This window comes from Bacillus cereus group sp. MG20 (assembly GCF_040459885.1).
In the GTDB taxonomy this organism is placed as follows: domain Bacteria; phylum Bacillota; class Bacilli; order Bacillales; family Bacillaceae_G; genus Bacillus_A; species Bacillus_A cereus.
Genome location: NZ_JARVHF010000001.1, coordinates 5,217,375 through 5,237,663, shown reverse-complemented (window position 1 = coordinate 5,237,663; position 20,289 = coordinate 5,217,375). Strand labels below are relative to the sequence as shown.

The following is a 20,289-nucleotide window of genomic DNA, read 5'->3' as shown; positions in this document are numbered from 1 at the left end:
TCCCTGGAAGAAAGTTTCTTTAACTGCTTTCATAGTAATTTTCCTTTTAATAATTTTATATTTTGGCGGTATGTCGCTTTTTTGGAACCAACCCTAAATAAAACTCAATATTCCGTCAATACTGTAGACAACCCATTAAGTTACTTTCTCCTTGTTCCCCCTTGGAGAACCGAGCAGTTAGCTTTTGCTAGCTGCTCTTTTATTTCGTTCTTGCTCTTGCTTCTTAAAGAATTCTTTAACTGCGTTTTCCCAATAAGTGCACATTATCCATCCCCCCTTGAATAAATCCATAAACCTTGTCCATACTATAAATACACTTGAGTTCTGAACTTCCTTCTTAACGTTTTTTCAGAGAGCAGTTAGCTTTTGCTAGCTGCTCTTTTAATTGCACGTTTTTGTCTTAATACTCATATATTATTGAGAATCAAAATATGATTTTGTATTAAAGGAAAAGTATTCTTTTTCATTACTCCAGTCCCTCTTTAAAGGGCGTCGTTTGAAGAAGGTCTTTAAAGAGGGAATACATTTAAAAATCTTGGTTACACTGTAAACAGGCTCGTGAATAGCCAATTTTATTAATACCCACTCTATGTCTATTACCTTGGGCCGAGCAGTTAGCAAAAGCTAATTGCTCTTTAATATTGAGTTAATAATAAAATTTAGGTCTTATTCCTTTTCTATATCATATACTTTTAACCTAACCATCCAGCTCAAAGTGTTACCTCCTATCTTAAAGAGCACTGATGCATGGGGCTCTTTTTTAGTTTCCTTATTTCTATAAAATGAAATTTTTATTAGATTATTTTCGCATAACATTTACAACTCTGTTCATACTATAGTTGTAATTCGCAATTACAACTGCAACATTTGATAAGCACCGTTTTCTTTTCTTAACAGTACAGCTAGCTAATCGCGCTAGCTGTTTTATTGTATAAAATGAAGTTTTTATACGATTTTAAACACATTTAAAAATAAATTCATATGATATTACGTATTCCTCTCTTTTACAAAATGGATTTGGGTCAGAAGAGCACTTTTACGAAGTGCTCTTTTCCCATGGAATTAAAGCTCTACAAAATAGCGTTTTTGTTCAAATACTTCACGCCCATGAAAAAATTACATATGATATCACGTACCCTTTTACATTAAGAGTTTTGGTCCGAAGAGCACTTATATATGGTGCTCTTTTTGGTATGGAATTTAAAATAGAGACTTGCTCTTAAAACCTATTATGTAATTTTCATAGGTTTTTTCCTTACACCCGTGTGTCTGTTTACTCATAAGTTGTTAAAGTATAAATATAAATTGATAGTTAATTTATAAGGGAGGTGTAAAAATGAGTAAATTTAAAAAGCATTGTTGTCACATACCCTTTCCTTTACCTCAAATAGGGCCTACTGGAATAACTGGAGCGACAGGACCTTCTGGACCTACCGGAATAACCGGAGCGACAGGACCTTCTGGTGGACCTCCAGGACCTACGGGACCTACCGGAATAACTGGAGCAACTGGGCCTTCTGGTGGACCTCCAGGACCTACGGGACCTACCGGAATTCAAGGTAACCTGGGACCTACTGGGCCTCAAGGTATTTCTGGACCTCAAGGGATTCCTGGGATTTCTGGATCTATTGGTCCAACTGGACCTTCTGGAATTCAAGGTATCCAAGGCATCCAAGGCATTCCTGGCATTCAAGGTCCTATTGGACCCACTGGAATAACGGGGGTCACTGGAATTCAAGGGATTCAAGGCATTCAAGGGATTCCTGGCATTCAAGGCATTCAAGGGATTCCTGGTTCTGCAGGCCCCACTGGACCTTCTGGAGCTGTTGGCCCGACCGGCCCTTCCGGGGGACCGCCAGGACCAACGGGACCGACTGGACCTTCCGGGGGACCACCAGGACCTACCGGAGTGACTGGCCCCACTGGACCAACTGGGTCACCAGGACCAACCGGACTTCAAGGTATCCAAGGCATTCCTGGCCCCACTGGACCTCAAGGAAGTCAAGGGATTCAGGGGATTCAAGGTAATCCGGGGCCTATTGGTCCTATTGGACCCACTGGAATAACTGGGGCGACTGGAATTCAGGGTATCCAAGGTATTCAAGGTAATCCAGGACTTATTGGACCTATCGGCCCGACTGGCCCAACTGGGCTTCAAGGTATTCAAGGCATCCAAGGCATCCAAGGCATTCCTGGGCCTACTGGATTACCAGGAACCGCTGGAGCTACCGGACCTACTGGGCCTATCGGTCTTACAGTATCTGGTTTATCCCAGTATGCTTATGTTTTCAATACAGCAGCTCAAGTTGTTGCCTTAGAAGCACCTATTCTTTTTAATTCACACGGTAGAATCACATCCGGTTTTACTCATACGCTCGGAACTTCTCAGATGACAGTTATTAATGCTGGAGATTATAAAATTTCTTTTTCTATATCAGGAGTTGAACCTAATCAATTTGCCCTCTTTTTAAATGGGGCTCCCGTTACCAACTCCATTTATGGATCAGGTGCAGGTACTCAACAAAACAATGGGCAAACAATTCTCACTTTAGCAGCAGGTGATATTATTACCCTTAATAATCATACTTCCGCTGCTGCAGTTACTTTGCAAACTTTGGCGGGTGGAACACAAACAAATATAAATGCTTCGATTGTAATTGAAAAATTAAATTAATTTAATCATTTATTTCTTGAAACTCTGCCAGTAAATAATCTGGGGTGGATTCTTTTTTCAACAAGCAGTTAGCTTTTGCTAGCTGCTCTTTTAATTAAATAAGGATTTTGTTTAAATTTCATTAACCTTATTGATTCCTTTGCATACAGTATTATCACAAGGAATTCCACAGGTGGCTCTGGTCCAGTTACCTTGAATTTCTTGCACACCTTGTGGGAAGAATCCGTTTATAACAAACGGGTTCTTTTATTTTTGCTCATACAATAAGAATTTTGTTAAAAAACTGCACATTTATTCAGAACATGCATAAAATATAATGTGGTATTCTTTTTCAATATTATTTTTTATCCGAGAGCGCCTTGAATGGCGCTCTTTAATTTTCAAATAATTACGAGAGCGGATTTTATTATGTTGTACAAGCACTACTTCGCTTTATTAAATAGACTATATAGACATCTAAAAGAAGGGAGCTTTAAATTCATATGGCTGATTACTTTTATAAAGATGGTAAAAAGTATTATAAAAACCAATCGCATACGGACCACCAAAAAAATAACTGTTTTGTTGAGACTCATACAATTAGTGGTTCAGGAGAAAATTTAAATGGAAATATACCTATATCTATTGACCTCCTAAATACCACTCCACAAACAGTATTTGAAGATTTCACCAACAATCACAATAAAACATTAATTCAGTTATTCGTTGTCGGTATGAGTGCACCCGTTCAAGTAACTATTCTAACAAGAAGATCTAGCATACCAATTACTACTACATTACAACCCGTTCAAACAAAAATATTTCAAGTTGAAGATTTTCAAAGTCTTACTCTTACAAAGCAAGAAGGTCCTGCTAGTGCAGTTAGTTTATTTGTTCAAAAAACATTTTGTATCTGCTGTAACAATAATAACGATTCATGTGATGAATATTACCACGAGTGCAACTAATAGATTAAATCACCGGAAGAACTCTTTATATAAAGGGTTCTTTTCCTTTCACTCCCCTCATTTCCCCGTTTTTTATTAAAATAACTATTTTGTTATAAAGTAACCGCTTCTACTGCAGGTTTATTTTTTGTTAATTGTTCAATTGCCATTTGTAATCCAACCCAGTAAGCAATTAATCTATATGGCATAACCTGTCCTAAATCGTATAGCCATTCCATATCATCTGTTTCTAAAGATGTATTTTCGTAAACATCCATTATTCCGCGTTGATATTCTCTGACATTCGCACTCTCTCTTATTACGGATGTGATTTGATTGTAAACATCCTTGCTGTCTTCCATATTATCCATCTCGTAATCATTCCAGTTTTCTTTTAAATCCCGTCTTGCTGCGCTATTATCAAAATCCCATCGATCATTACAGAATGCTGTTAATTTTTTTGTGAAGTAATGTAAACCAAAGTCATTGATGTTTTCTAAAGTCGCTAAGCAAGTTAAACTATAGACCGCTTCACCAATATCACCAGAGATAAATACATTCGCACCGGATAATACATATTTTGTACGATACATGTTTGTTCCAGGTTTCCCCCACTGAATAACTTGTAAGCCCTCTTCGCCTGTTATTTCAGCTACATGATCCTTAAACCATCTTTTTTTAATTACCTCAATTGCTTTTTCGTTGTAATTCATTTTCCATTCCCCTTTACGAATAATCTTTTTTACATTACACATACTATCTACGAGTCAGCTACACTCTTTCAAAACGGAGTTTTACCCCTCCGGACTGTTTAGGCACATGGCAGGTGATTTGGTCAATTACCTGCCATTTCCGATTAAAATAACGCTTTTATTACAAAACTTCTTCAGTCATTTAGCCAATTAGAATATCTATAAGTTGCATTTCTTCTTTCTAACTCTTGCCGTGTTTTCATTCTAATTTGTTCTAAAGATTCACCTGTAACAACAATAGATTCTTCATACTCACCAACTTTATAAAACACCTCATATGCCATTTTGACCGCTCCCTACTTATCTAAAAAATCCTCTTCATTGAAATCCGAAACATTTCCACAAACATCACATTCTCCGTAGTGGCCAATAAATTTACCTCCACCGTCTTCATCAATTGTCTGCATTTTGTGTACAGTAACCGTATTGCACTTTACACAATGTATTTCTGAATCAAATTCTTCTAAGATAACTGGTTTTGACATTTTAATTCCTCCATTTTTATACAAAATTCAAATTTTGTCTTACTTTACATCTACACGTGCTTGACTTGCTTCTCGACTAAAACCATCTGGATATCTTTTAGCTAATTTTGCAATATTCATTTCCGCAATATCTTGTAACGTATATCCCAGTTCATGCGCCATAATTGATAAATAATAAAGAATATCTCCAAGCTCTAAGGCTAACTTATAAGTGTTTCCGTCTTCTTCTCCTGGACAATGCGATGGTTGAAAACCATATCCGTGATAAATTGCTTTTTTAACAATATCGGCAACTTCACCAACTTCGCCTGTAAGTCCTAAAGCTGCATTTGAAACTCGTCCTCCAAAATCAGTTTTGTTATTCCAAGTTCGTAAAGTTGCTTCCTGATAATCATTTAATTCATCAATCGATAAGATACTTGCAATCTGTAAAACTGTAGCTTCATTTATAACTTGATCCTCATTTTTTGCTTCACTCATTAATTTAGTTGCTTCGAATACACCATTTTCCATAATGTTCATTTTTGCTTTCCCCTTCCTATTTAGCAAATTCCTAATCCTATCGGACGATTTTCAATTAAATACTTATCAGCCTGATCTATTACCAGGAGAGCAACCTCTGCTTGATGTCTCCTTAACGCTTTTTCCATCTTTGGTAAACTCATGCCTTGACTCCACATTTCACGAAAACGAATTACATCTCTTTCATCCCAAATGAAGTTAGCTTCTTCTAAAGCGATGTATACCTTCAACCGTGATTCCTTCATCACTTTATGATTTCTCGCTACACTCATAAGCGAACCTACTTTCTTAAAATGATTATTTTATCTTTTCAGTAAACTTAGTATCTACACGATCAACTTTACCGTTTATCCAAACAGCAATTTGTTCACCAAAACCACTCTCCGGTGGATTGAATGCTGTAACATTTCCATCCTTTACTATTAAAAGCTTGTTGTTACTAACATCAATTTCTACTTTTTTCATATGTCCATCTCCCTTTTACTACCTCATGTACTCAACAACATCAGGTTTAAAGCCACTTCCTAAATAAACCCTTATCGGAATTATTTCTTTTTTATCCCTTGCTGCCTTACATAACTCTTCCGCTGTTTCCCAACTAAAGAACTTATCTACAGCTCGTTGAAATCTCCAAATTGCCATTACATATTGTTCAAAAATATCATAGCGATCATCTTGTTTAGTTGTGCGTGGTAATTCATCCGTACACTTTGCATTCGTTGGAACCTGGACGCGTACGTCAGCGTATGTAGTGCGTCCAGTTCCTCTCTTCACATTTGCCTTCATTACATCGAACTCACAAATTGCTGGCTCTACATCAAAAATGTTTAGTTGCTTAGGCATCTGCCAGCCCACTCTTCTGAATAAAATTCAGTAATTCACTTGCCCCTTCCTTGCTTAAAAACATTCGGCCACCTAGCAACTCTATGTTGGTTTCAGAAACTTCACCCGTTACAAAGCATGACTTTTCGTGTTTTCTTAAAACAATGTTTTCCCCTTCAACATGAAAGCCTAACACTGTACCTTCAGCAATTCCTAAAGTTCTACGTAACTCTATTGGAATTACCACACGCCCTAGCTCGTCCACTTTTCTTGAAACACCTGTGTTTTTCATTCCTTGCTCCCCCTTGTTAACTAACTTTTTGTTGTTGATTCCGTTTCAACTCTTGTTTCATTGATTCAAATTTTATTAACCATGCTTGCCAACGCTTATCGTTTTCTTCTTGCTGCTGTATTGCCACTTCACAATTACAACCTTTTGTTTCAATCACACCTGGATAAGTTTCTTTACGAATAATTCCTGTATCATGACATAATACACACATGCTTATTCCTCCTTATTAGAAACCTAAGTTTGCAAGCCTTTGATCAGCTGTCGCAAATTTCAATACCTTTGAATCACCTAATAAACGACTAACGGTCTTAGCATCGTATTTATTAAAAAGTTGTTTTCCAGTAAAGTTTGTTGTGGTAAATGTACTCATTCCCTGTCTAGCATTTGATACCGCATATAACAGGCGTTGTATGAAATCAGATGCCTGTCTATTTGAATCCGTTGAACCACTTTCTGCCCCAAGATCATCTAATACTACAAAATCAGCTTGTCCAATTAATTGAACGAAATATTGAAGTGTATATTTACTGCTCTTATCATCGAAAGAATCCATAATCATCCTTGTTATTGCTTCTAATTCCACATATAAACAACTTTTCATAAGATAATAGTTTTCTTCTCCCTGACTGATATCCCAGAAATATTGATTTAATTCATGAAGCATACTGTATGCTAGGAAACTTTTTGCCGTCCCTTGATTTCCTGTAAATACAACTTTTCTAATTTCTCCGTTCTTTAAATCCTCCAAAGTTTCTTCTACAGCTTTCTTGTGACTAATCGTTTCATCACACCCGGTTCTGTAATCAGATAATCTTGAAAGAGGAATTTTCTTATTTGTAATAACACTAGCCTTTTCCAGCATGTTGAATTTCTGTAAACGGCTAATCTTCTTATAATGAGTGTTAGCTTGTTCTTCCAAAACCTTATTGTTTTGCTCAACAACACATCTTGGACAAACAGGCTTACCTTGATAAATAATCATTTGAACTGGCTTAATGATTGTTTGTCCACCTATTTCATAAGAGTGATTCATACATTGATCAGAATGGTAATTCACCTTCGATTCCAGGGATTCTGCCAGTTTTTTCATTGGTGTTGCCATTTCTATTCGCTCCTTTTTTACCTTTGTTTTTAAACTCTATTTCTGCCGAATTAACATCAGCTAAAGTACGAATGTTTTTATTAACCCAATGTTTTAAAATCCCCTCAGCATAATTCCATTTCTTCTGCTGTTTCAAAGCACGCTCCATAGCTGCTTGTACAAGTTCTTCGCTTGTATCGTTTACCCATTGTGAAATACTTTCGGCTATGAATGAATTTAAAATACCGAAATTATTTTCGTAGAAAGAGAAGATGCTACTACTACTTTGTATATTAGTATTTTGTTTATTAGTACTTAGTAGCGTTGGATTTTCCATAAATGGAACTTCCATTTGTGGTTTTTCCACTTGTGGATTTTCCATATGTGGATTCTCCACTTGTGGAATTTCATAAATAATTGTCTCCCAGTTAGTTATCTTTCCCTTTTCGTTTTTTACAGGAAACCTTCTAACATAACCGAATTTTTTTAGTTCTTTCATTCCTACCCTTAAACTATCAATTCCATCTTTCGCATGAGTAGATATTTCCTCCATGTAAAACACCCAATCATCTGGTAACGATAAAATGTAAGCCAATATCCCTTTTGCTTTCCAACTTAAACGTTCATCTCGAAGACCTGTATTATTAATGGTTGTGTAATTTTTACTTTTATTAACTCGAAATGTTGCCATTTATTTACCTCCTTGTACAAACCGCCACATATGCTTGTCCACTTTTGATAATTCGTTGAATTTCATAATGCGGATAACCAGCCTTGAAATACTGGTCAATCATTTGCTTTAATTCATCCTTGCTCTTTGCTAAGTTCCAAAACTTATTAGGTAATAGCACTTGATATTCAGTTAAACGCATGTACTATTCCCCTACTTTCCGTGATATACTTATAACAACTGTTTTTTCTTAAAGGACCCACTGCCATGGGTCTTTTTATTTTGTTTTACGTCACTCCAAGCCCACTGTTTTATTGGCTCATAAGTAATGTAAAGTAACAATGCGCTGCACGCGATAAACATTGCGAATATAACTAACGATGTCGTATCTTCCACTAGATCACCTCCTTTTGTGTTTCAAGCCAAGCTTCTAAATCCTTTTGTAGGAAAAGTAATTTGCGCCCTTCCCTAATCACTGGAAACTGTGGATGACTTGCTAATTCATACATTCTACAAACAGCGATATTGAGATAATCCGCTGCTTCTTTCACCCTCATTACTTTGTTTGGTTGTGATTGTTGTTGGAACTGCGCTAAAGCAGCTTGTATCTCCTCTCGAACAACTTCTCGGATTGATTCTTTAATGATTTGATCTAATCCCATTTCTTTTTTCTCCTTCCAAAATTATATTAACGATGGATAATCATACTAATCTTGGTCGCCATGCTTTTATGTATGATATCTCCTCATTGAAATCTTTCTGTAAAATGTTGCAATAACTGTTTACTGCAAACACTGATTTTACGTCTCTCCAAGCTGCTGCGAAAAGTTTCTTTCCACTATCATGAACAACTTGATTCCCTGCCATAAAAACAAACTCACTTACTGGATGTTGCAAAACTTGTAATTGGCTCATTTTTTTCACCCCCTCTCGTTTCACTGAATGAAACTTTATGTTCAAAATTTTTTTCTTGTTCATTAAATAGAATGTCGCTTTCTTTACCTAAAACATTTGATATTTTAACAGCTACATCATAATAAACTCTTAGATTATAATTAATAATTTTATAGCAGTAAGACTTTGATATACCAACCATATTAGCTAATTCATGATATTTAAGACCAGAATCTTCAAAAGCTTTTTGAAGTGCCGTTAGTTGTTTTTGATTTTGCATCTGATCACTCCCTTCTGATGCTTACAAACTCATTATAAGTTTCATCACGTGAAACTTCAAGTGTTTTTTATAAAAAATTTCATAGAAGGAAACTTTTTTAACTCTTTACGTTTCTTGCTAGGAAACTTTATAATGTAATTAATGTAATTTACGATATATCGTAAAAAGGGGAGTATTTAAGTATGGAAATGAAGGATAGAATTAAACAAATTCGAATAGATAACAAAATGAATCAAGAACAATTCGGGAAAGAAGTGGATCTAACTAAGGGGACTGTTTCAAAGTTTGAAAATGGAAAAGCATTCCCAAGTCGTGAAACTATAGAAAAGATAGCGAAGAGATTTAATGTACCTGTAAATTATTTGTACGGAGAAAATAAAGGTGACGACTCTAGTGATGATAAATATAAAAAATTCAAGGAAATCATGGAATGGCTAGAACCGCTACCAAAGGATAAAGAAGATATGGCGTTAGAACAAATGCTAGCTATCGCTCAAGCTCTTAACAAACACCATAACAAAACAGAAAAATAGCCCCCTAATTAGGAACGGCTATTTTTTTAATTTCTGCTATATATTCTTCTAATTGATCTGGTGCACATTCTTTCACAGTATCTAAAAATAGGATTACAATTTCCTCTTTCGTCATCCTTAATTCTCCCCTTACATCCTGTTTTATATATTAACCGTCTTAAAGTGGAAAGTTTTTGTCGTTTCAGTCAAAATGTTTCCATTCCCTATAAAGCAGAAATGACACTATCAATTTGATAGTGTCATTTCTAATATTATATTAATTAACCGCCTCCTGGGCCTGGATCAATCATATATAAAGTTGTTTTTTGTTCTTTAGCACTTTGCACCTTATCTTTTTCCGTCACCTGAAAAGCTGTAATAGAAAGACAAGCTACAGTAGTAATAGTTAAAACTATTTTCACAAGCTTATTTTTCAAGCGTTTCACCACCCTTTTTGTATAATTCAATTATAACATTTCAATGCTGTCTTTGGTAGGAATACATAGAAATAATCACCTGATTTAGAAAAACTTTCTATGGACATTTCTAGGTATTTCTTCCCTTCTTCTCCTCCGACCGCAAGCCCCATATAGTACAATTGAAAACTACTAAGATATCCATTTGTATTTTGTAAAGCTTGTAAAATTTTAATCGCTTTTTGCTTTTCACCTAGCCTTACATATAAGAATGCTTTTTCAGCATAATCTAGATTTTCTGGGTTAATGGTATGTAAATCTTTTTCATGATATATTCTTAAAAATAATAGTGTATTAAGTACTTTTTCTCTTCTTACTTCTAATTTTTTATTCACTGGAACGCCAATTATATTTAATGATTTCTCCATGTACTCTTTAGCATTTTGATAATCAGAGAAAACATAACTTTCTCCAATTTTACAATATGCTACTGCCTTTGTACTGACATAGCAATTACTTTGATCATTTATAATTTCAAAACATAATTCACGCGATTCGTCTAATTTATTTTCGTGAAGTGCAACGAAAACTTCCATTTCTTTTATTCTTAATAAAAGAGAATCCCTTAATGTATGACATTTAATTCCCAAGATGTCCGGCAATAATTGCTGAATATGTTCATTAACCATCTTATAATTACCTAAATCAAAAAAAGAGTAAATTGTATTTAAAACAGATATTATTACCAGCTCGTTATCTGAGTATTTTTGATTTTTTCTCATTTTCTCAACTTTCTCAAAGAACCTCTTAGGAGTAGTTGTACTTTCACTCCTTTCTCTTAATGTTTTGTATAACGGAACCAAATTTAAATTTATCCTCACAGTTTTTGAATTACCTTTTTTCTTTTCTTCTTCGCTTTTATTTTTATTAGTTTTAAAACTCATTATTCGTTGAATTACTAGGTCTTGAAGATCATATTCTCCAAACATATCTAATACTTCTAATGCTAATTTCAAATTTTTATGTGATAGTGTGGGTATACACTCTTTGATGCATTCCCTTCTAAAATCAACATTTTTAGGCTTATATAGCTTCAGCGCATCAACCAAGTGCATAAAATCAAATTTACTTTGCTTCTTAAAATAACTATTTACTGTTGTATGCGTTACTTTAAAACGTGTTGCCAATTTACGATTTGTATAACCGTTTGATTTTAGACACTCCTGCATGTCATTTAAATCCAATAAAACTTGCACAATCCTTGCCCTCCTTATGGACAAAAAAGACACGTTACCCTAGATGTCTTATATTTACAGGAAAACGTGCCATTATATCTAGGTTGTGTGTTATAATTATGTTTGAGACTTATGACAAGTGTTTTCCCTAGCGCGTTTAGGGAGGACGGTGTAAGGGTGTTGCGAGCACTACTTGCACAGTCGTAGGTCTTTTTCACGTCCGTTTATTTTATTATTTTCATAATATCACATTTTTTCCAAAATTCAGTCGTATAGTTATCTGATTCTTATTGAGAAAGTTTTAAAATCGTTATATATCAACGTTTCTCAAGGGAGCTTAACGGCTTTTTTTCTACAATAAAAAAAGAGCCGTTAAGCTCCACTTATGTACTATATGCCTGTTCCTGGGTCTAATTCTTCCTTCCAGCCACCAGAATCACTTACTTTGTGCCCGCCAGGGTCATTTGTGAATTCTTTCATAGTCTTTTCTCCCCCTTTATCTAATTCTATAAATATTTTACTATTTTTTACAATGGATGAAAATCATATCCTATAACTGAATTTGCTCATATATGGTAAAATATACCCATCGCTGATATGTCCAAACATGTAATTTTCATAGCAGCAAAATTACAACCAGACTTATACAACATGATTCAAAACAAAATGAAGGAGTGTTTTAAGTGAAAGGACATATTCGAAAAAGAGGAAATAAATATTGCATCGTTATTGATATCGGTCCTGATCCAGAGACAGGAAAAAGAAGACAGAAATGGTTTTCTGGATATAAGACAAAAAAAGAAGCACAGGCCGATGTGGCAAAGAAGATTACAGAGTTGAATGAAGGAACTTTTATAGAACCATCTAAAGTTAGGTTAAAAGATTATCTAAATCATTGGCTAGAAATTAAAAGTATGAGCATAGAAAAGAGTACCTTTGCTGGTTATAAGGCATTTATCAACCAACATGTTATACCTAGTATAGGAATGGTTGCGCTCCATAAATTAAATGTTATACACATTCAAAAATGTTATAAGACTGCGATAGATAAAGGGATTGCAAACAATTCTATTCTGCTTATGCATAGAATTTTAAAGAGCGCTTTAAACCTAGCCGTAAAACAAAATATTATTTCTCGAAATCCAGCAGATTTTGCTGAGATACCTAAAAAAGAAAAAACCCCTATCCAGACTTGGACAGAGGAAGAAGTAAAAAAGTTTTTAGCTCATTCACAAGAATCACGATATCACATTGGGTATCTACTTGCAATAACTACAGGTATGCGTCTAGGAGAAGTTCTAGGTTTACGATGGCAGGACATTGATTTTGAAAAACATACTGTTACAATAAATCAAACATCTGGTCATGACAATAAGATCAAAAAAACTGCAAAAACAAATTCGTCAAAACGCACAATTCCTGTACCTAATGAAACAATAGCAGCCTTAAAAAAACATAAAATTTTAATCAATAAAGAGAAATTAAGGTTTGGTTCTGCTTATCTAGATCAAGATTTAATAAATTGTAATGAGTTTGGAAGAATCATAAAAAGAGCACATTTCAGAAAAAGTTTCATTAGGATGACACACAAAGTAGGTATAAAAGAAATTAAATTCCATGATTTAAGACATACACACGCAACTCTACTATTGAAACAAGGAGTTAACCCTAAAATCATCAGTGAGCGATTAGGTCATACAGATATTTCAATGACATTAAGTGTCTATTCTCATGTTTTACCGAATATGCAGGAAGAAGCAGTTAAAAACTTCGGTAAAAGTATCTTTGGATAACCTATGTTTGCAAAATGTTTGCATTTTATCAAAAAAAGTCAAACAAACGTTGTCATATCAAGGTTTGTTTGACCTATCATCTTATATTCTTGATAAAATCTCCGAATTCCTATTGAAATATTTAATAATGGAGCGTTCTCACCACCGCGGGTTATGCATTCGAATCGATATACATAGGAGAAAAAATCTTGTGTTTTTTCATCTTTTATCGGCCCTGACATCGCCTCACAAATATTTTGTGATCTAAGAGGGGAAAAATAGATTTCTTCTTCATTTGTATTTTCTAAATATATAGGACGCTCACAAAAAATATGTGAGATTAAAGCGGGCACCCACTTAGAATACGTTTCATTATCATGTAGTACTGGCAAATTAGAAATCAAATCGGATTGCCATTCATATTTTGGTGGTTCTACTAATCTATTTGGTTTCCAATCATGAATAATCTCATACCAACTTTGAAAAATATAATCGAGCTGCTCTTGTCTAATAGGTTCTTTCGATACAATCCATGGTGTATTTTCATTTAATACGTACGGGTTATGCTGAATAAACAATATATCCGAAAACATATCATACAATCTTTCATTCAAACGTTTCAACTTACTCGTTAATAAAAATGTCTTATAATGTATCTCTACGATGTCCAGCCATTCAATAGGAAAATATATAAATGATACCTTTTCATTTAAAAGGGGTTCTACTATATTTTCAAATGTTAGCAGCCTTAATTTTTTCATAAAATGATTCCTTCCTTTCTTCAGTTGTCTTGATTATCAAAAAGCTAGAACAATAGTTACTTAAGCTAATCCATTTAAACCAAGTATTTAAAAGAAACGTAAAAACTGTTTATCTACATAAATTATTATCGAACCGACTCTTTTAAAAATTCAAAGTAATTATCATGTATAACACCTCTATTATATTTGAATTTCGATACATTCGAATTATACATTACACTTAATGCATTGTACTTATCATTTACAATATCTTTACAAAAAAACCAAAAAAGAACACCTTAATTCGGTGCCCTTTTTACAAATATCAACCTTTATGTAATTGAACATATAGATAACAGTAATCCCCCAAATGAAATTGCTCCTAGTAAACCTACTACAACTCCTGTTAAACAAATACAATCAGCAAGACAAATAGAAGACTGCGATAATGGAACAAATGACCTACTTGTACTCGAACCATATTGTTTTATTTTCTCATAATTCACATCTAACATTAGATGTAAACATGTTACACCATCCTCAATAGTATGTAGAGGTTCTTTTTCTAATCGCTCCAATAATTTACTATCAAAAGCAACTGATAGAGGATACTGCTTATCTAATTTCATATTTTGATAAATTAGTTGCAAACGAGATAATATATTGTTTTTCTTCTTTTCAGATGTTACTGTACATTTCATTTTATTAAATTCATTTAATAACAGTGTCAATTCATCTCTTTTTCCGTATAAATCTTTAGCTATTTTTCTCTTTAGTTTATACGAATGGATAATAGATTTTAGTTCAATCATATTCATACACTTCCTAATTACATATTATTTACCCAATTATTTTATAGATAAACAGTACTTTTTAATCTTATTTAAATTACACTCAAGCATCTTCACTTACTATCGATTAACATTACATTAACCTTACAAAGTTGTAATGAATTCATTAGCTAGAAGGAATCAATCCCTAAACCAGACAGATATTTGATGATAAAACCATAAGAAAAAAGCAATGATTAGATTTTAAATCTAGTCATTGCTTTATCCATCACCTCTTGATTACACCTATATATCTTATTGTTACTCTTTCACTTGAATGATTGAATATATCCATTAATAATGGCTATATTCTTTGTCGGCACGTACATATATAAAACTAATGTTTTTTAATTGATAAGGTGAAACTTTAATTAGCCCTCACCAATTGGGCTTTTATGGGTAGTCCGCCACCTAACTTCTCTTTGCTCCCGCTGAATTTTTTTAGGGTCTTACTGCCCTGCAAATAGCAGGATAAATGCAATCAATATTCATACGTTATAATAGTACCAGTAGTATCAGTAGTACCACTAAAACCATCAAAACAGTTAGAGCAACCACCACAACCTCCACAACCTCCGCAACCTCCGCAACCAAAACAACCGAAGCAACCAATACAACGGAATCCACCACAACGGAATCCGCCACAACGACCTCCACCACAACCACCACAACGACCACAACCGCCACAGCGACGAGCAGCATCTTCAATATAGTAATATGGATATTGGTTTTGCTGGTCCCAATAGACAATATTTCCAGACCGGTAATCATTAAGACTTAACGCTTGTAGTTCTTGTTGAAACTGATTCATTTTCATAACCTCCGTTTATAAAATACAACCTCATTGATGCTTCCCTATATTTCTGTTCGTTACATCTAAGTAAAAATAGCGCTATAAACTAAGTTCAATACGTACACCAACAAAGTATGACTTATCACTAAATGATGCACCTTGTTCATATACCTATTTTTGCTATGGGCTCATTTTTATAAAGTGAAACTTTAATCAGTGGGGGGGAGTTCATCCCCCGCTGATTATTAGCCCTCACCAATCAGGCTTTTACGAACAGCCCGTTAATGCGGGATAAATAAAAATTAAAAAATATGAATTCTAGCGTCATATCTTCATACCTACTAAATTCAATTAATTTCTCAATAATTATGTTGCCATATCCTATATATTTCCGTCTGCCGCTTAGATTTTTCTGTACTGTAAATGCCTTTCGCTATAACACCTCCAAGTAACCGGTTTCTATGACGGATAAGAAATTCCTACAAAGAAAAAAGCCCTTATTAGGGCTTTTCATTCTATTTCTCCAGCAAAACTCTCTATGAAATTCCTAATAGAAAAAAGACACACTTAGATTGATGCGTCTTTTTGTGATGCCTCTTTTGTGAAATCATATAAAGCAATTGCGCCTAAAAGAACAAGTATACCTTGAGGAACATCTAGCAAAATAGTTTTCCAAATTTCTGGAATTACCCATTTAATATCTGCTGCTGTTTCAAGATATGTTTGGAAATAGCTGATTGTAAAATTAATTATCCCTAAAAATACAAACAACGATAAACCAAATCGAATTAATTTCTTATTTGTAAACATATAACACCTCTCAAAATTCATTGGATATTCCTGCTTTTGCTTCTTTATATTTCCATATCTTTATATCTAATTTTAACACATAAAGAACTCAAAAAAATACGATATGCATATTTGCATATCGTATTAACAACACTCCATGATAATTTAGAAATTCCTGCAAAGAAAAAACAACTCCGTTACAGCTAACAGCTCGGGTTTCTTTTCTTATTTAACTTCATACCACCAACATTTACGTTCTTTGATTGTAAAATAAATGTGACAGAAGTTTATCCAGTTAATGCGTAGACAAGTAAATGAGCTAAATTATCGATATTTTATTTCGCCATATCCGTAGCACTAATGACTTTACGCAAATTTGACAAGAAAAAATATATAGATAGGTATGATCCATACCTATCTATAACATTATTTCTATTCTTTATCCAATTACGTCTTTTACGTCTGTATCCACTGGCCACTTTTCTAATGTATAAGCCATTTCCCAAAATGAATATTCATATTGACTGCTAATAATAAAATGCTGTTTCATACGTTTGAGGTCTACCTCTGTTACTTTTTCAGCGATAGTATCTAAACGTGTAATTTGTTCTTCAACTAGCGTACGGAACCAATCAGATCCATAAGCAGAAATCCATTCGTTATAAATTGGCTCTTCCGGCTGGCACTCTTTTAAGCGTTCGCCAATTTCATAATACAACCAATAGCAAGGTAAAATTGCTGCAATGATATCTCCTAAATGCCCTTCATACGCAGCACGATACATATGTGAAGTATACGCATATGCAGTTGGCGCAGGAATAAAATTATCTTTTTCTTCTTTTGTTATCCCTAGCTTTTTAGCAAAATTCTCATGTAAAGATAACTCGGCCTCATATGTATTTTGAGCATGATGTGCCATACGAGCTGTCGTCTCTAATTCAAGAGCTTTTGCAGCTCCTAAAGTTTGTACTCTAGCAAAATGACTCAAATAATATGAATCTTGAAGCACATAATAGCGAAAACTAGCTAAATCTAATGTTCCTTCACCAAGTTTTTTTACAAAAGGATGGTTAAAACTCGCTTCCCAAATTGAATCTACTTCTTTACGTAATGATTGTGAAAAAGTCATTTAAATCCCTCCAATAATGTATAAAATATAAGTATTTATCCACAATTATTAAAGCTGTAAAATAAAAAAACTTTCTTTACAGGCGTAAAGAAAGTGAAATTGACAGTATTTATTTACTCATTAAATAGCAACGTCTTTTCCACTTCCCTACGCTGGCATTAACCAGATCAGGTACTAAGAGTCTCAAAATCACATTTGATCTCAGCCTATAAAAAGCTCCCCTAGTGGATAAATATTTTGTTTTTATAATGTATTCATCATAGCATACTTCGTGAAACTGTCAAAAGAATTAGTTATATAATCTCCTTAAAACCCTTCTTCATTTCTAACTTTTAATGATGTTTCAATAATCATATCTAATAGTTTGCTATAACTAATTCCCGCTGCTTCTGCACTTTTGGGCAATAGGCTTGATTGTGTCATCCCTGGTAATGTATTAATTTCCATTACATATGGAATTCCGTCCTTCACCATCATATCAACTCTTGCATAAACACTACATTTTAATGCTTTATAACAAGCCAGTGAAGCTTTGTTTACACGTTCATTAATTTCTGCTGGAAGTTCGATAACTTCCTCAACTGTACTAGTATCATCATATTTTGCATTGTAATCAAAAAACTCGGCTGCATGTCGAATTGAAACTATAGGTAACTGTTTTCCATCCAGAATAGAACATGTAATTTCATCACCTTTTATATACTTCTCAATTACTACTTCAGAATCCCATTCGAATACAGTTTCTAGCATTGAGATCAATTCATTTTTATTGTAAACGATTTTCACCCCGACACTCGATCCGCCGGAGTTTGGTTTTACCACTAATGGAAATCCTAACTTATCTAACTCATCAAGATTTAGATCCTCCATTTTTGTAAGTTCAATCCAATCTGGTGTTTCTACACCTTCATAACGTAAAATCTTTTTCGAAATATTTTTATCCATACATATACTACTAGATAACATATTACTTCCGCTATAAGGAATCCCTAAACTCTCCAGTGTTCCTTGAACTGTCCCATCTTCTCCGTATTTTCCGTGTAATGCGAGCAATGCAAAGTCAATGTCTTTCGCTTTTTCAATTAAATCCATTTTTTCATTTAATGTAATTGGGACTATTTCATACTTATTTTTATCTAAATGAGCAATCATTTCATTCCCGGTCATAATTGAAACTTGTTTTTCAGACGATACCCCGCCCATAATAACACCGATTTTCATTTTCTCAACTCCAATTTTCATTTTTTAATGTATCACCAATTATTTTAATTCCCCGAACTATTTCTTCTTCTTTCAAGCGCGAAAACCCTAATCGGAAAGTGTTCGCTCCTTCTCCATCAGAGTAAAAAACATCTCCAGGTGAAAACGTAACGCCTTTCTCATAACACTTTTGTAAAAGTGTGCGGGCGTTCATATGCTCTTCTAGCTCTATAAATAAATGCAGTCCACCATCTCCAGTCATTCTTTTGAAAGGAATGTACTGGTTACATGCCCCGACAGCTAACTCATATTTTTTCTTATAAACAGATCTTGCCTTTTTTAAATATTTTTCAAAATATCCCTCATGTAAATATTGAAACAGAACAGCTTGATCTAGCGTAGATGTGTGAATCGTTCTTGCTCTTTTTACGCTTTCTAAATAATGAATTAGCTCTTTATCTGCAATAATCCAGCCTACACGTAAACCAGGGAAAAGTACCTTTGAAAAGCTACTAATATAAATCACATTATTGCCAGCTCCCGCAAAAGTTAATAATGGAGCTAAATGTGAACCTGAATAACGTAATTCTTCATTAAATCCGTCCTCTATAATAGGAACCTTGTATTTTGAGAATAACCTCATCAATTCCGTTCTTTTCTCTGAACTCGTAACAATACCGGTTGGATTATGATAAGAAGGAATTAAATAAGCAAAATCAAAATCTTTTTCACGCAAACTTTTTTTAACTTCATTCGTATCAATACCATCCTCATGCATATCAATCCCATGAACTTCAAGTCCATGTAAACGGAAAAGCTTACGTGCAGCGTGGTGAGTTGGATTCTCACAAATGACACGCCCGGATTTTTTTGATAAAGAAGAGAGTACAATATCCAACCCTTCTGTAAATCCATTTGTAATTAGAATATCTTTATTCGAAATGTCTACACCTTTCATTTCCATGTAATGAAGTAAATAATTCATTAACGGTCTATATCCCTTTGCATATCCGTAGTTCAATACGATGTCCCCTTCAATGGACATACGAGTAAGAAAAGCTCTTTTGAAATTTTCAACATCAAATAGCTTCTCATCCGGGGCTATACTATTAAAAACAATCATTCCCTTTTCCCAACGAACACCATGTTTCATTAAATCTAATTCATCCGCTAATGCGGTCACTGTATTAAGTTTATTTTTCCAATCTATTTCAACAGACGAAGTGTTAGATATATCCACCTTCGCAACAAAGTTCCCTTTTCCTTTAACTGCATAAATGAGTCCTTCTTGCTCTAAATCTGCATAAGCAGCGAGTACAGTGTTTCTACTCACACTTAGTAATTCACTTAGTTCCCTTGTTGATGGGATTTTTTGATCCCCGAGCAAATGCCCTTTCATAATCATCTTTTTCAAATAGTCTTTTAATTGAATATAAACGGGACGATCTTTAACAACTTTAAAATCCTTAAACAAT

At 34.2% G+C, this 20,289-nt stretch carries 29 protein-coding genes, 1 pseudogene and 1 riboswitch; of the genes and pseudogenes, 4 read left to right on the top strand and 26 right to left on the bottom strand.

Annotation, left to right across the window (positions count from 1 at the left end; genetic code table 11):
- Positions 1-1,336 precede the first annotated feature (1,336 nt).
- A complete protein-coding gene (locus QCI81_RS26820) occupies positions 1,337-2,674 on the top strand; it encodes a BclA C-terminal domain-containing protein (RefSeq protein ID WP_353810932.1) in 1,338 nt (445 codons plus the stop codon).
- Positions 2,675-3,156: 482 nt separating this feature from the next.
- Positions 3,157-3,621 (top strand): hypothetical protein, encoded by a 465-nt coding sequence (locus tag QCI81_RS26815; protein ID WP_046392730.1) that lies wholly within the window; start codon positions 3,157-3,159, stop codon positions 3,619-3,621.
- A 92-nt stretch (positions 3,622-3,713) separates the two neighbouring features.
- On the opposite strand, the gene QCI81_RS26810 is transcribed toward QCI81_RS26815, so the two are convergent.
- From QCI81_RS26810 to QCI81_RS26735, 16 genes are all read right to left on the bottom strand, one after another.
- A complete protein-coding gene (locus tag QCI81_RS26810; protein WP_102956509.1) occupies positions 3,714-4,313 on the bottom strand; it encodes a hypothetical protein in 600 nt (199 codons plus the stop codon).
- Positions 4,314-4,486: 173 nt separating this feature from the next.
- Positions 4,487-4,636: a hypothetical protein gene (locus QCI81_RS26805; RefSeq protein WP_163093416.1), complete on the bottom strand. Its 150-nt coding sequence runs from the start codon at positions 4,634-4,636 to the stop codon at positions 4,487-4,489.
- A gap of 12 nt (positions 4,637-4,648) precedes the next feature.
- Positions 4,649-4,837 carry a hypothetical protein gene (locus tag QCI81_RS26800; protein WP_102956508.1) on the bottom strand — a complete coding sequence of 63 codons (189 nt, stop codon included), beginning with the start codon at positions 4,835-4,837 and terminating at the stop codon, positions 4,649-4,651.
- A gap of 39 nt (positions 4,838-4,876) precedes the next feature.
- Positions 4,877-5,359 (bottom strand): nucleoside triphosphate pyrophosphohydrolase family protein, encoded by a 483-nt coding sequence (locus tag QCI81_RS26795; RefSeq protein WP_102956507.1) that lies wholly within the window; start codon positions 5,357-5,359, stop codon positions 4,877-4,879.
- 20 nt (positions 5,360-5,379) lie between these two features.
- A complete protein-coding gene (locus tag QCI81_RS26790; protein WP_353810931.1) occupies positions 5,380-5,631 on the bottom strand; it encodes a helix-turn-helix domain containing protein in 252 nt (83 codons plus the stop codon).
- A 25-nt stretch (positions 5,632-5,656) separates the two neighbouring features.
- On the bottom strand, positions 5,657-5,824 hold the full coding sequence (locus tag QCI81_RS26785) for a DUF3954 domain-containing protein (RefSeq protein WP_102956505.1): 168 nt from the start codon (positions 5,822-5,824) through the stop codon (positions 5,657-5,659).
- A gap of 18 nt (positions 5,825-5,842) precedes the next feature.
- The gene (locus QCI81_RS26780) at positions 5,843-6,202 is read right to left on the bottom strand and encodes a cell division protein SepF (protein WP_102956504.1); all 360 of its coding nucleotides are present in this window, start codon (positions 6,200-6,202) and stop codon (positions 5,843-5,845) included.
- Positions 6,195-6,473: an AbrB/MazE/SpoVT family DNA-binding domain-containing protein gene (locus QCI81_RS26775; protein ID WP_102956503.1), complete on the bottom strand. Its 279-nt coding sequence runs from the start codon at positions 6,471-6,473 to the stop codon at positions 6,195-6,197. Before QCI81_RS26775 ends, QCI81_RS26780 begins: the two co-directional genes overlap by 8 nt.
- A gap of 16 nt (positions 6,474-6,489) precedes the next feature.
- Positions 6,490-6,684 (bottom strand): hypothetical protein, encoded by a 195-nt coding sequence (locus QCI81_RS26770; protein WP_000337979.1) that lies wholly within the window; start codon positions 6,682-6,684, stop codon positions 6,490-6,492.
- Positions 6,685-6,699: 15 nt separating this feature from the next.
- Positions 6,700-7,575, bottom strand: coding sequence for a P-loop NTPase family protein (locus QCI81_RS26765; RefSeq protein WP_353810930.1), 876 nt, complete (start codon positions 7,573-7,575; stop codon positions 6,700-6,702).
- Positions 7,514-8,245 carry a DnaD domain protein gene (locus tag QCI81_RS26760; RefSeq protein ID WP_102956501.1) on the bottom strand — a complete coding sequence of 244 codons (732 nt, stop codon included), beginning with the start codon at positions 8,243-8,245 and terminating at the stop codon, positions 7,514-7,516. The genes QCI81_RS26765 and QCI81_RS26760 overlap by 62 nt, the downstream gene beginning before the upstream one ends.
- Before the next feature lie 4 nt (positions 8,246-8,249).
- Complete coding sequence (locus tag QCI81_RS26755) at positions 8,250-8,426, bottom strand: hypothetical protein (RefSeq protein WP_102956500.1); 177 nt, start codon at positions 8,424-8,426, stop codon at positions 8,250-8,252.
- A gap of 29 nt (positions 8,427-8,455) precedes the next feature.
- Positions 8,456-8,620: a hypothetical protein gene (locus tag QCI81_RS26750; RefSeq protein ID WP_000390298.1), complete on the bottom strand. Its 165-nt coding sequence runs from the start codon at positions 8,618-8,620 to the stop codon at positions 8,456-8,458.
- On the bottom strand, positions 8,620-8,886 hold the full coding sequence (locus tag QCI81_RS26745; protein ID WP_098520263.1) for a helix-turn-helix domain-containing protein: 267 nt from the start codon (positions 8,884-8,886) through the stop codon (positions 8,620-8,622). The genes QCI81_RS26750 and QCI81_RS26745 overlap by 1 nt, the downstream gene beginning before the upstream one ends.
- A gap of 40 nt (positions 8,887-8,926) precedes the next feature.
- Positions 8,927-9,139 (bottom strand): ORF6C domain-containing protein, encoded by a 213-nt coding sequence (locus QCI81_RS26740; RefSeq protein ID WP_102956499.1) that lies wholly within the window; start codon positions 9,137-9,139, stop codon positions 8,927-8,929.
- On the bottom strand, positions 9,102-9,398 hold the full coding sequence (locus QCI81_RS26735; protein ID WP_163093417.1) for a helix-turn-helix domain-containing protein: 297 nt from the start codon (positions 9,396-9,398) through the stop codon (positions 9,102-9,104). Before QCI81_RS26735 ends, QCI81_RS26740 begins: the two co-directional genes overlap by 38 nt.
- A 182-nt stretch (positions 9,399-9,580) precedes the next feature.
- On the opposite strand from QCI81_RS26735, the gene QCI81_RS26730 reads away from it, so the two are divergent.
- Positions 9,581-9,931 carry a helix-turn-helix transcriptional regulator gene (locus QCI81_RS26730; protein ID WP_102956497.1) on the top strand — a complete coding sequence of 117 codons (351 nt, stop codon included), beginning with the start codon at positions 9,581-9,583 and terminating at the stop codon, positions 9,929-9,931.
- A gap of 260 nt (positions 9,932-10,191) precedes the next feature.
- Here the strand turns inward: QCI81_RS26730 and QCI81_RS26725 are convergent, their stop codons facing one another.
- Entirely contained in the window at positions 10,192-10,347 is a 156-nt protein-coding gene (locus QCI81_RS26725; RefSeq protein ID WP_000791793.1) for a hypothetical protein, read from the bottom strand.
- Between the two features lie 26 nt (positions 10,348-10,373).
- The gene (locus tag QCI81_RS26720) at positions 10,374-11,582 is read right to left on the bottom strand and encodes an AimR family lysis-lysogeny pheromone receptor (protein WP_102956496.1); all 1,209 of its coding nucleotides are present in this window, start codon (positions 11,580-11,582) and stop codon (positions 10,374-10,376) included.
- Positions 11,583-12,244: 662 nt separating this feature from the next.
- On the opposite strand from QCI81_RS26720, the gene QCI81_RS26715 reads away from it, so the two are divergent.
- Positions 12,245-13,354: a site-specific integrase gene (locus QCI81_RS26715; protein WP_353810929.1), complete on the top strand. Its 1,110-nt coding sequence runs from the start codon at positions 12,245-12,247 to the stop codon at positions 13,352-13,354.
- Between the two features lie 38 nt (positions 13,355-13,392).
- Here the strand turns inward: QCI81_RS26715 and QCI81_RS26710 are convergent, their stop codons facing one another.
- The 8 genes and pseudogenes from QCI81_RS26710 to pdxR all read right to left on the bottom strand — a co-directional run bounded on the left by QCI81_RS26710 (position 13,393) and on the right by pdxR (position 20,288).
- Positions 13,393-14,094 carry a pPIWI_RE module domain-containing protein gene (locus QCI81_RS26710; protein ID WP_000736205.1) on the bottom strand — a complete coding sequence of 234 codons (702 nt, stop codon included), beginning with the start codon at positions 14,092-14,094 and terminating at the stop codon, positions 13,393-13,395.
- 311 nt (positions 14,095-14,405) lie between these two features.
- Positions 14,406-14,891, bottom strand: a complete 486-nt coding sequence (locus QCI81_RS26705; protein ID WP_002041181.1) for a hypothetical protein — start codon at positions 14,889-14,891, stop codon at positions 14,406-14,408.
- A 209-nt stretch (positions 14,892-15,100) separates the two neighbouring features.
- Positions 15,101-15,232: pseudogene (locus QCI81_RS26700) on the bottom strand (site-specific integrase); the annotation flags it as partial.
- 152 nt (positions 15,233-15,384) lie between these two features.
- Positions 15,385-15,714, bottom strand: coding sequence for a heterocycloanthracin/sonorensin family bacteriocin (locus QCI81_RS26695; protein ID WP_048564718.1), 330 nt, complete (start codon positions 15,712-15,714; stop codon positions 15,385-15,387).
- A gap of 549 nt (positions 15,715-16,263) precedes the next feature.
- The gene (locus QCI81_RS26690; protein ID WP_002082716.1) at positions 16,264-16,527 is read right to left on the bottom strand and encodes a DUF3937 domain-containing protein; all 264 of its coding nucleotides are present in this window, start codon (positions 16,525-16,527) and stop codon (positions 16,264-16,266) included.
- Positions 16,528-16,924: 397 nt separating this feature from the next.
- Positions 16,925-17,614, bottom strand: a complete 690-nt coding sequence (gene tenA / locus QCI81_RS26685) for a thiaminase II (protein ID WP_071730521.1) — start codon at positions 17,612-17,614, stop codon at positions 16,925-16,927.
- Positions 17,615-17,741: 127 nt separating this feature from the next.
- Positions 17,742-17,847, bottom strand: a riboswitch (TPP riboswitch).
- A gap of 73 nt (positions 17,848-17,920) precedes the next feature.
- Positions 17,921-18,835 (bottom strand): D-alanine--D-alanine ligase, encoded by a 915-nt coding sequence (locus tag QCI81_RS26680; RefSeq protein WP_003270605.1) that lies wholly within the window; start codon positions 18,833-18,835, stop codon positions 17,921-17,923.
- Positions 18,836-18,839: 4 nt separating this feature from the next.
- Positions 18,840-20,288 carry a MocR-like pyridoxine biosynthesis transcription factor PdxR gene (gene pdxR, locus QCI81_RS26675; protein ID WP_071730523.1) on the bottom strand — a complete coding sequence of 483 codons (1,449 nt, stop codon included), beginning with the start codon at positions 20,286-20,288 and terminating at the stop codon, positions 18,840-18,842.
- Position 20,289: the final 1 nt, after the last annotated feature.

Coding starts and splice junctions, on each gene's coding strand:
- QCI81_RS26820 (WP_353810932.1), top strand. CDS start 1,337: ATGAGTAAATTTAAAAAGCATTGTTGTCACATACCCTTTCCTTTACCT.
- QCI81_RS26815 (WP_046392730.1), top strand. CDS start 3,157: ATGGCTGATTACTTTTATAAAGATGGTAAAAAGTATTATAAAAACCAA.
- QCI81_RS26810 (WP_102956509.1), bottom strand. CDS start 4,313: ATGAATTACAACGAAAAAGCAATTGAGGTAATTAAAAAAAGATGGTTT.
- QCI81_RS26805 (WP_163093416.1), bottom strand. CDS start 4,636: ATGGCATATGAGGTGTTTTATAAAGTTGGTGAGTATGAAGAATCTATT.
- QCI81_RS26800 (WP_102956508.1), bottom strand. CDS start 4,837: ATGTCAAAACCAGTTATCTTAGAAGAATTTGATTCAGAAATACATTGT.
- QCI81_RS26795 (WP_102956507.1), bottom strand. CDS start 5,359: ATGAACATTATGGAAAATGGTGTATTCGAAGCAACTAAATTAATGAGT.
- QCI81_RS26790 (WP_353810931.1), bottom strand. CDS start 5,631: ATGAGTGTAGCGAGAAATCATAAAGTGATGAAGGAATCACGGTTGAAG.
- QCI81_RS26785 (WP_102956505.1), bottom strand. CDS start 5,824: ATGAAAAAAGTAGAAATTGATGTTAGTAACAACAAGCTTTTAATAGTA.
- QCI81_RS26780 (WP_102956504.1), bottom strand. CDS start 6,202: ATGCCTAAGCAACTAAACATTTTTGATGTAGAGCCAGCAATTTGTGAG.
- QCI81_RS26775 (WP_102956503.1), bottom strand. CDS start 6,473: ATGAAAAACACAGGTGTTTCAAGAAAAGTGGACGAGCTAGGGCGTGTG.
- QCI81_RS26770 (WP_000337979.1), bottom strand. CDS start 6,684: ATGTGTGTATTATGTCATGATACAGGAATTATTCGTAAAGAAACTTAT.
- QCI81_RS26765 (WP_353810930.1), bottom strand. CDS start 7,575: ATGGCAACACCAATGAAAAAACTGGCAGAATCCCTGGAATCGAAGGTG.
- QCI81_RS26760 (WP_102956501.1), bottom strand. CDS start 8,245: ATGGCAACATTTCGAGTTAATAAAAGTAAAAATTACACAACCATTAAT.
- QCI81_RS26755 (WP_102956500.1), bottom strand. CDS start 8,426: ATGCGTTTAACTGAATATCAAGTGCTATTACCTAATAAGTTTTGGAAC.
- QCI81_RS26745 (WP_098520263.1), bottom strand. CDS start 8,886: ATGGGATTAGATCAAATCATTAAAGAATCAATCCGAGAAGTTGTTCGA.
- QCI81_RS26740 (WP_102956499.1), bottom strand. CDS start 9,139: ATGAGCCAATTACAAGTTTTGCAACATCCAGTAAGTGAGTTTGTTTTT.
- QCI81_RS26735 (WP_163093417.1), bottom strand. CDS start 9,398: ATGCAAAATCAAAAACAACTAACGGCACTTCAAAAAGCTTTTGAAGAT.
- QCI81_RS26730 (WP_102956497.1), top strand. CDS start 9,581: ATGGAAATGAAGGATAGAATTAAACAAATTCGAATAGATAACAAAATG.
- QCI81_RS26710 (WP_000736205.1), bottom strand. CDS start 14,094: ATGAAAAAATTAAGGCTGCTAACATTTGAAAATATAGTAGAACCCCTT.
- QCI81_RS26705 (WP_002041181.1), bottom strand. CDS start 14,891: ATGAATATGATTGAACTAAAATCTATTATCCATTCGTATAAACTAAAG.
- QCI81_RS26695 (WP_048564718.1), bottom strand. CDS start 15,714: ATGAATCAGTTTCAACAAGAACTACAAGCGTTAAGTCTTAATGATTAC.
- QCI81_RS26690 (WP_002082716.1), bottom strand. CDS start 16,527: ATGAATTTTGAGAGGTGTTATATGTTTACAAATAAGAAATTAATTCGA.
- tenA (WP_071730521.1), bottom strand. CDS start 17,614: ATGACTTTTTCACAATCATTACGTAAAGAAGTAGATTCAATTTGGGAA.
- QCI81_RS26680 (WP_003270605.1), bottom strand. CDS start 18,835: ATGAAAATCGGTGTTATTATGGGCGGGGTATCGTCTGAAAAACAAGTT.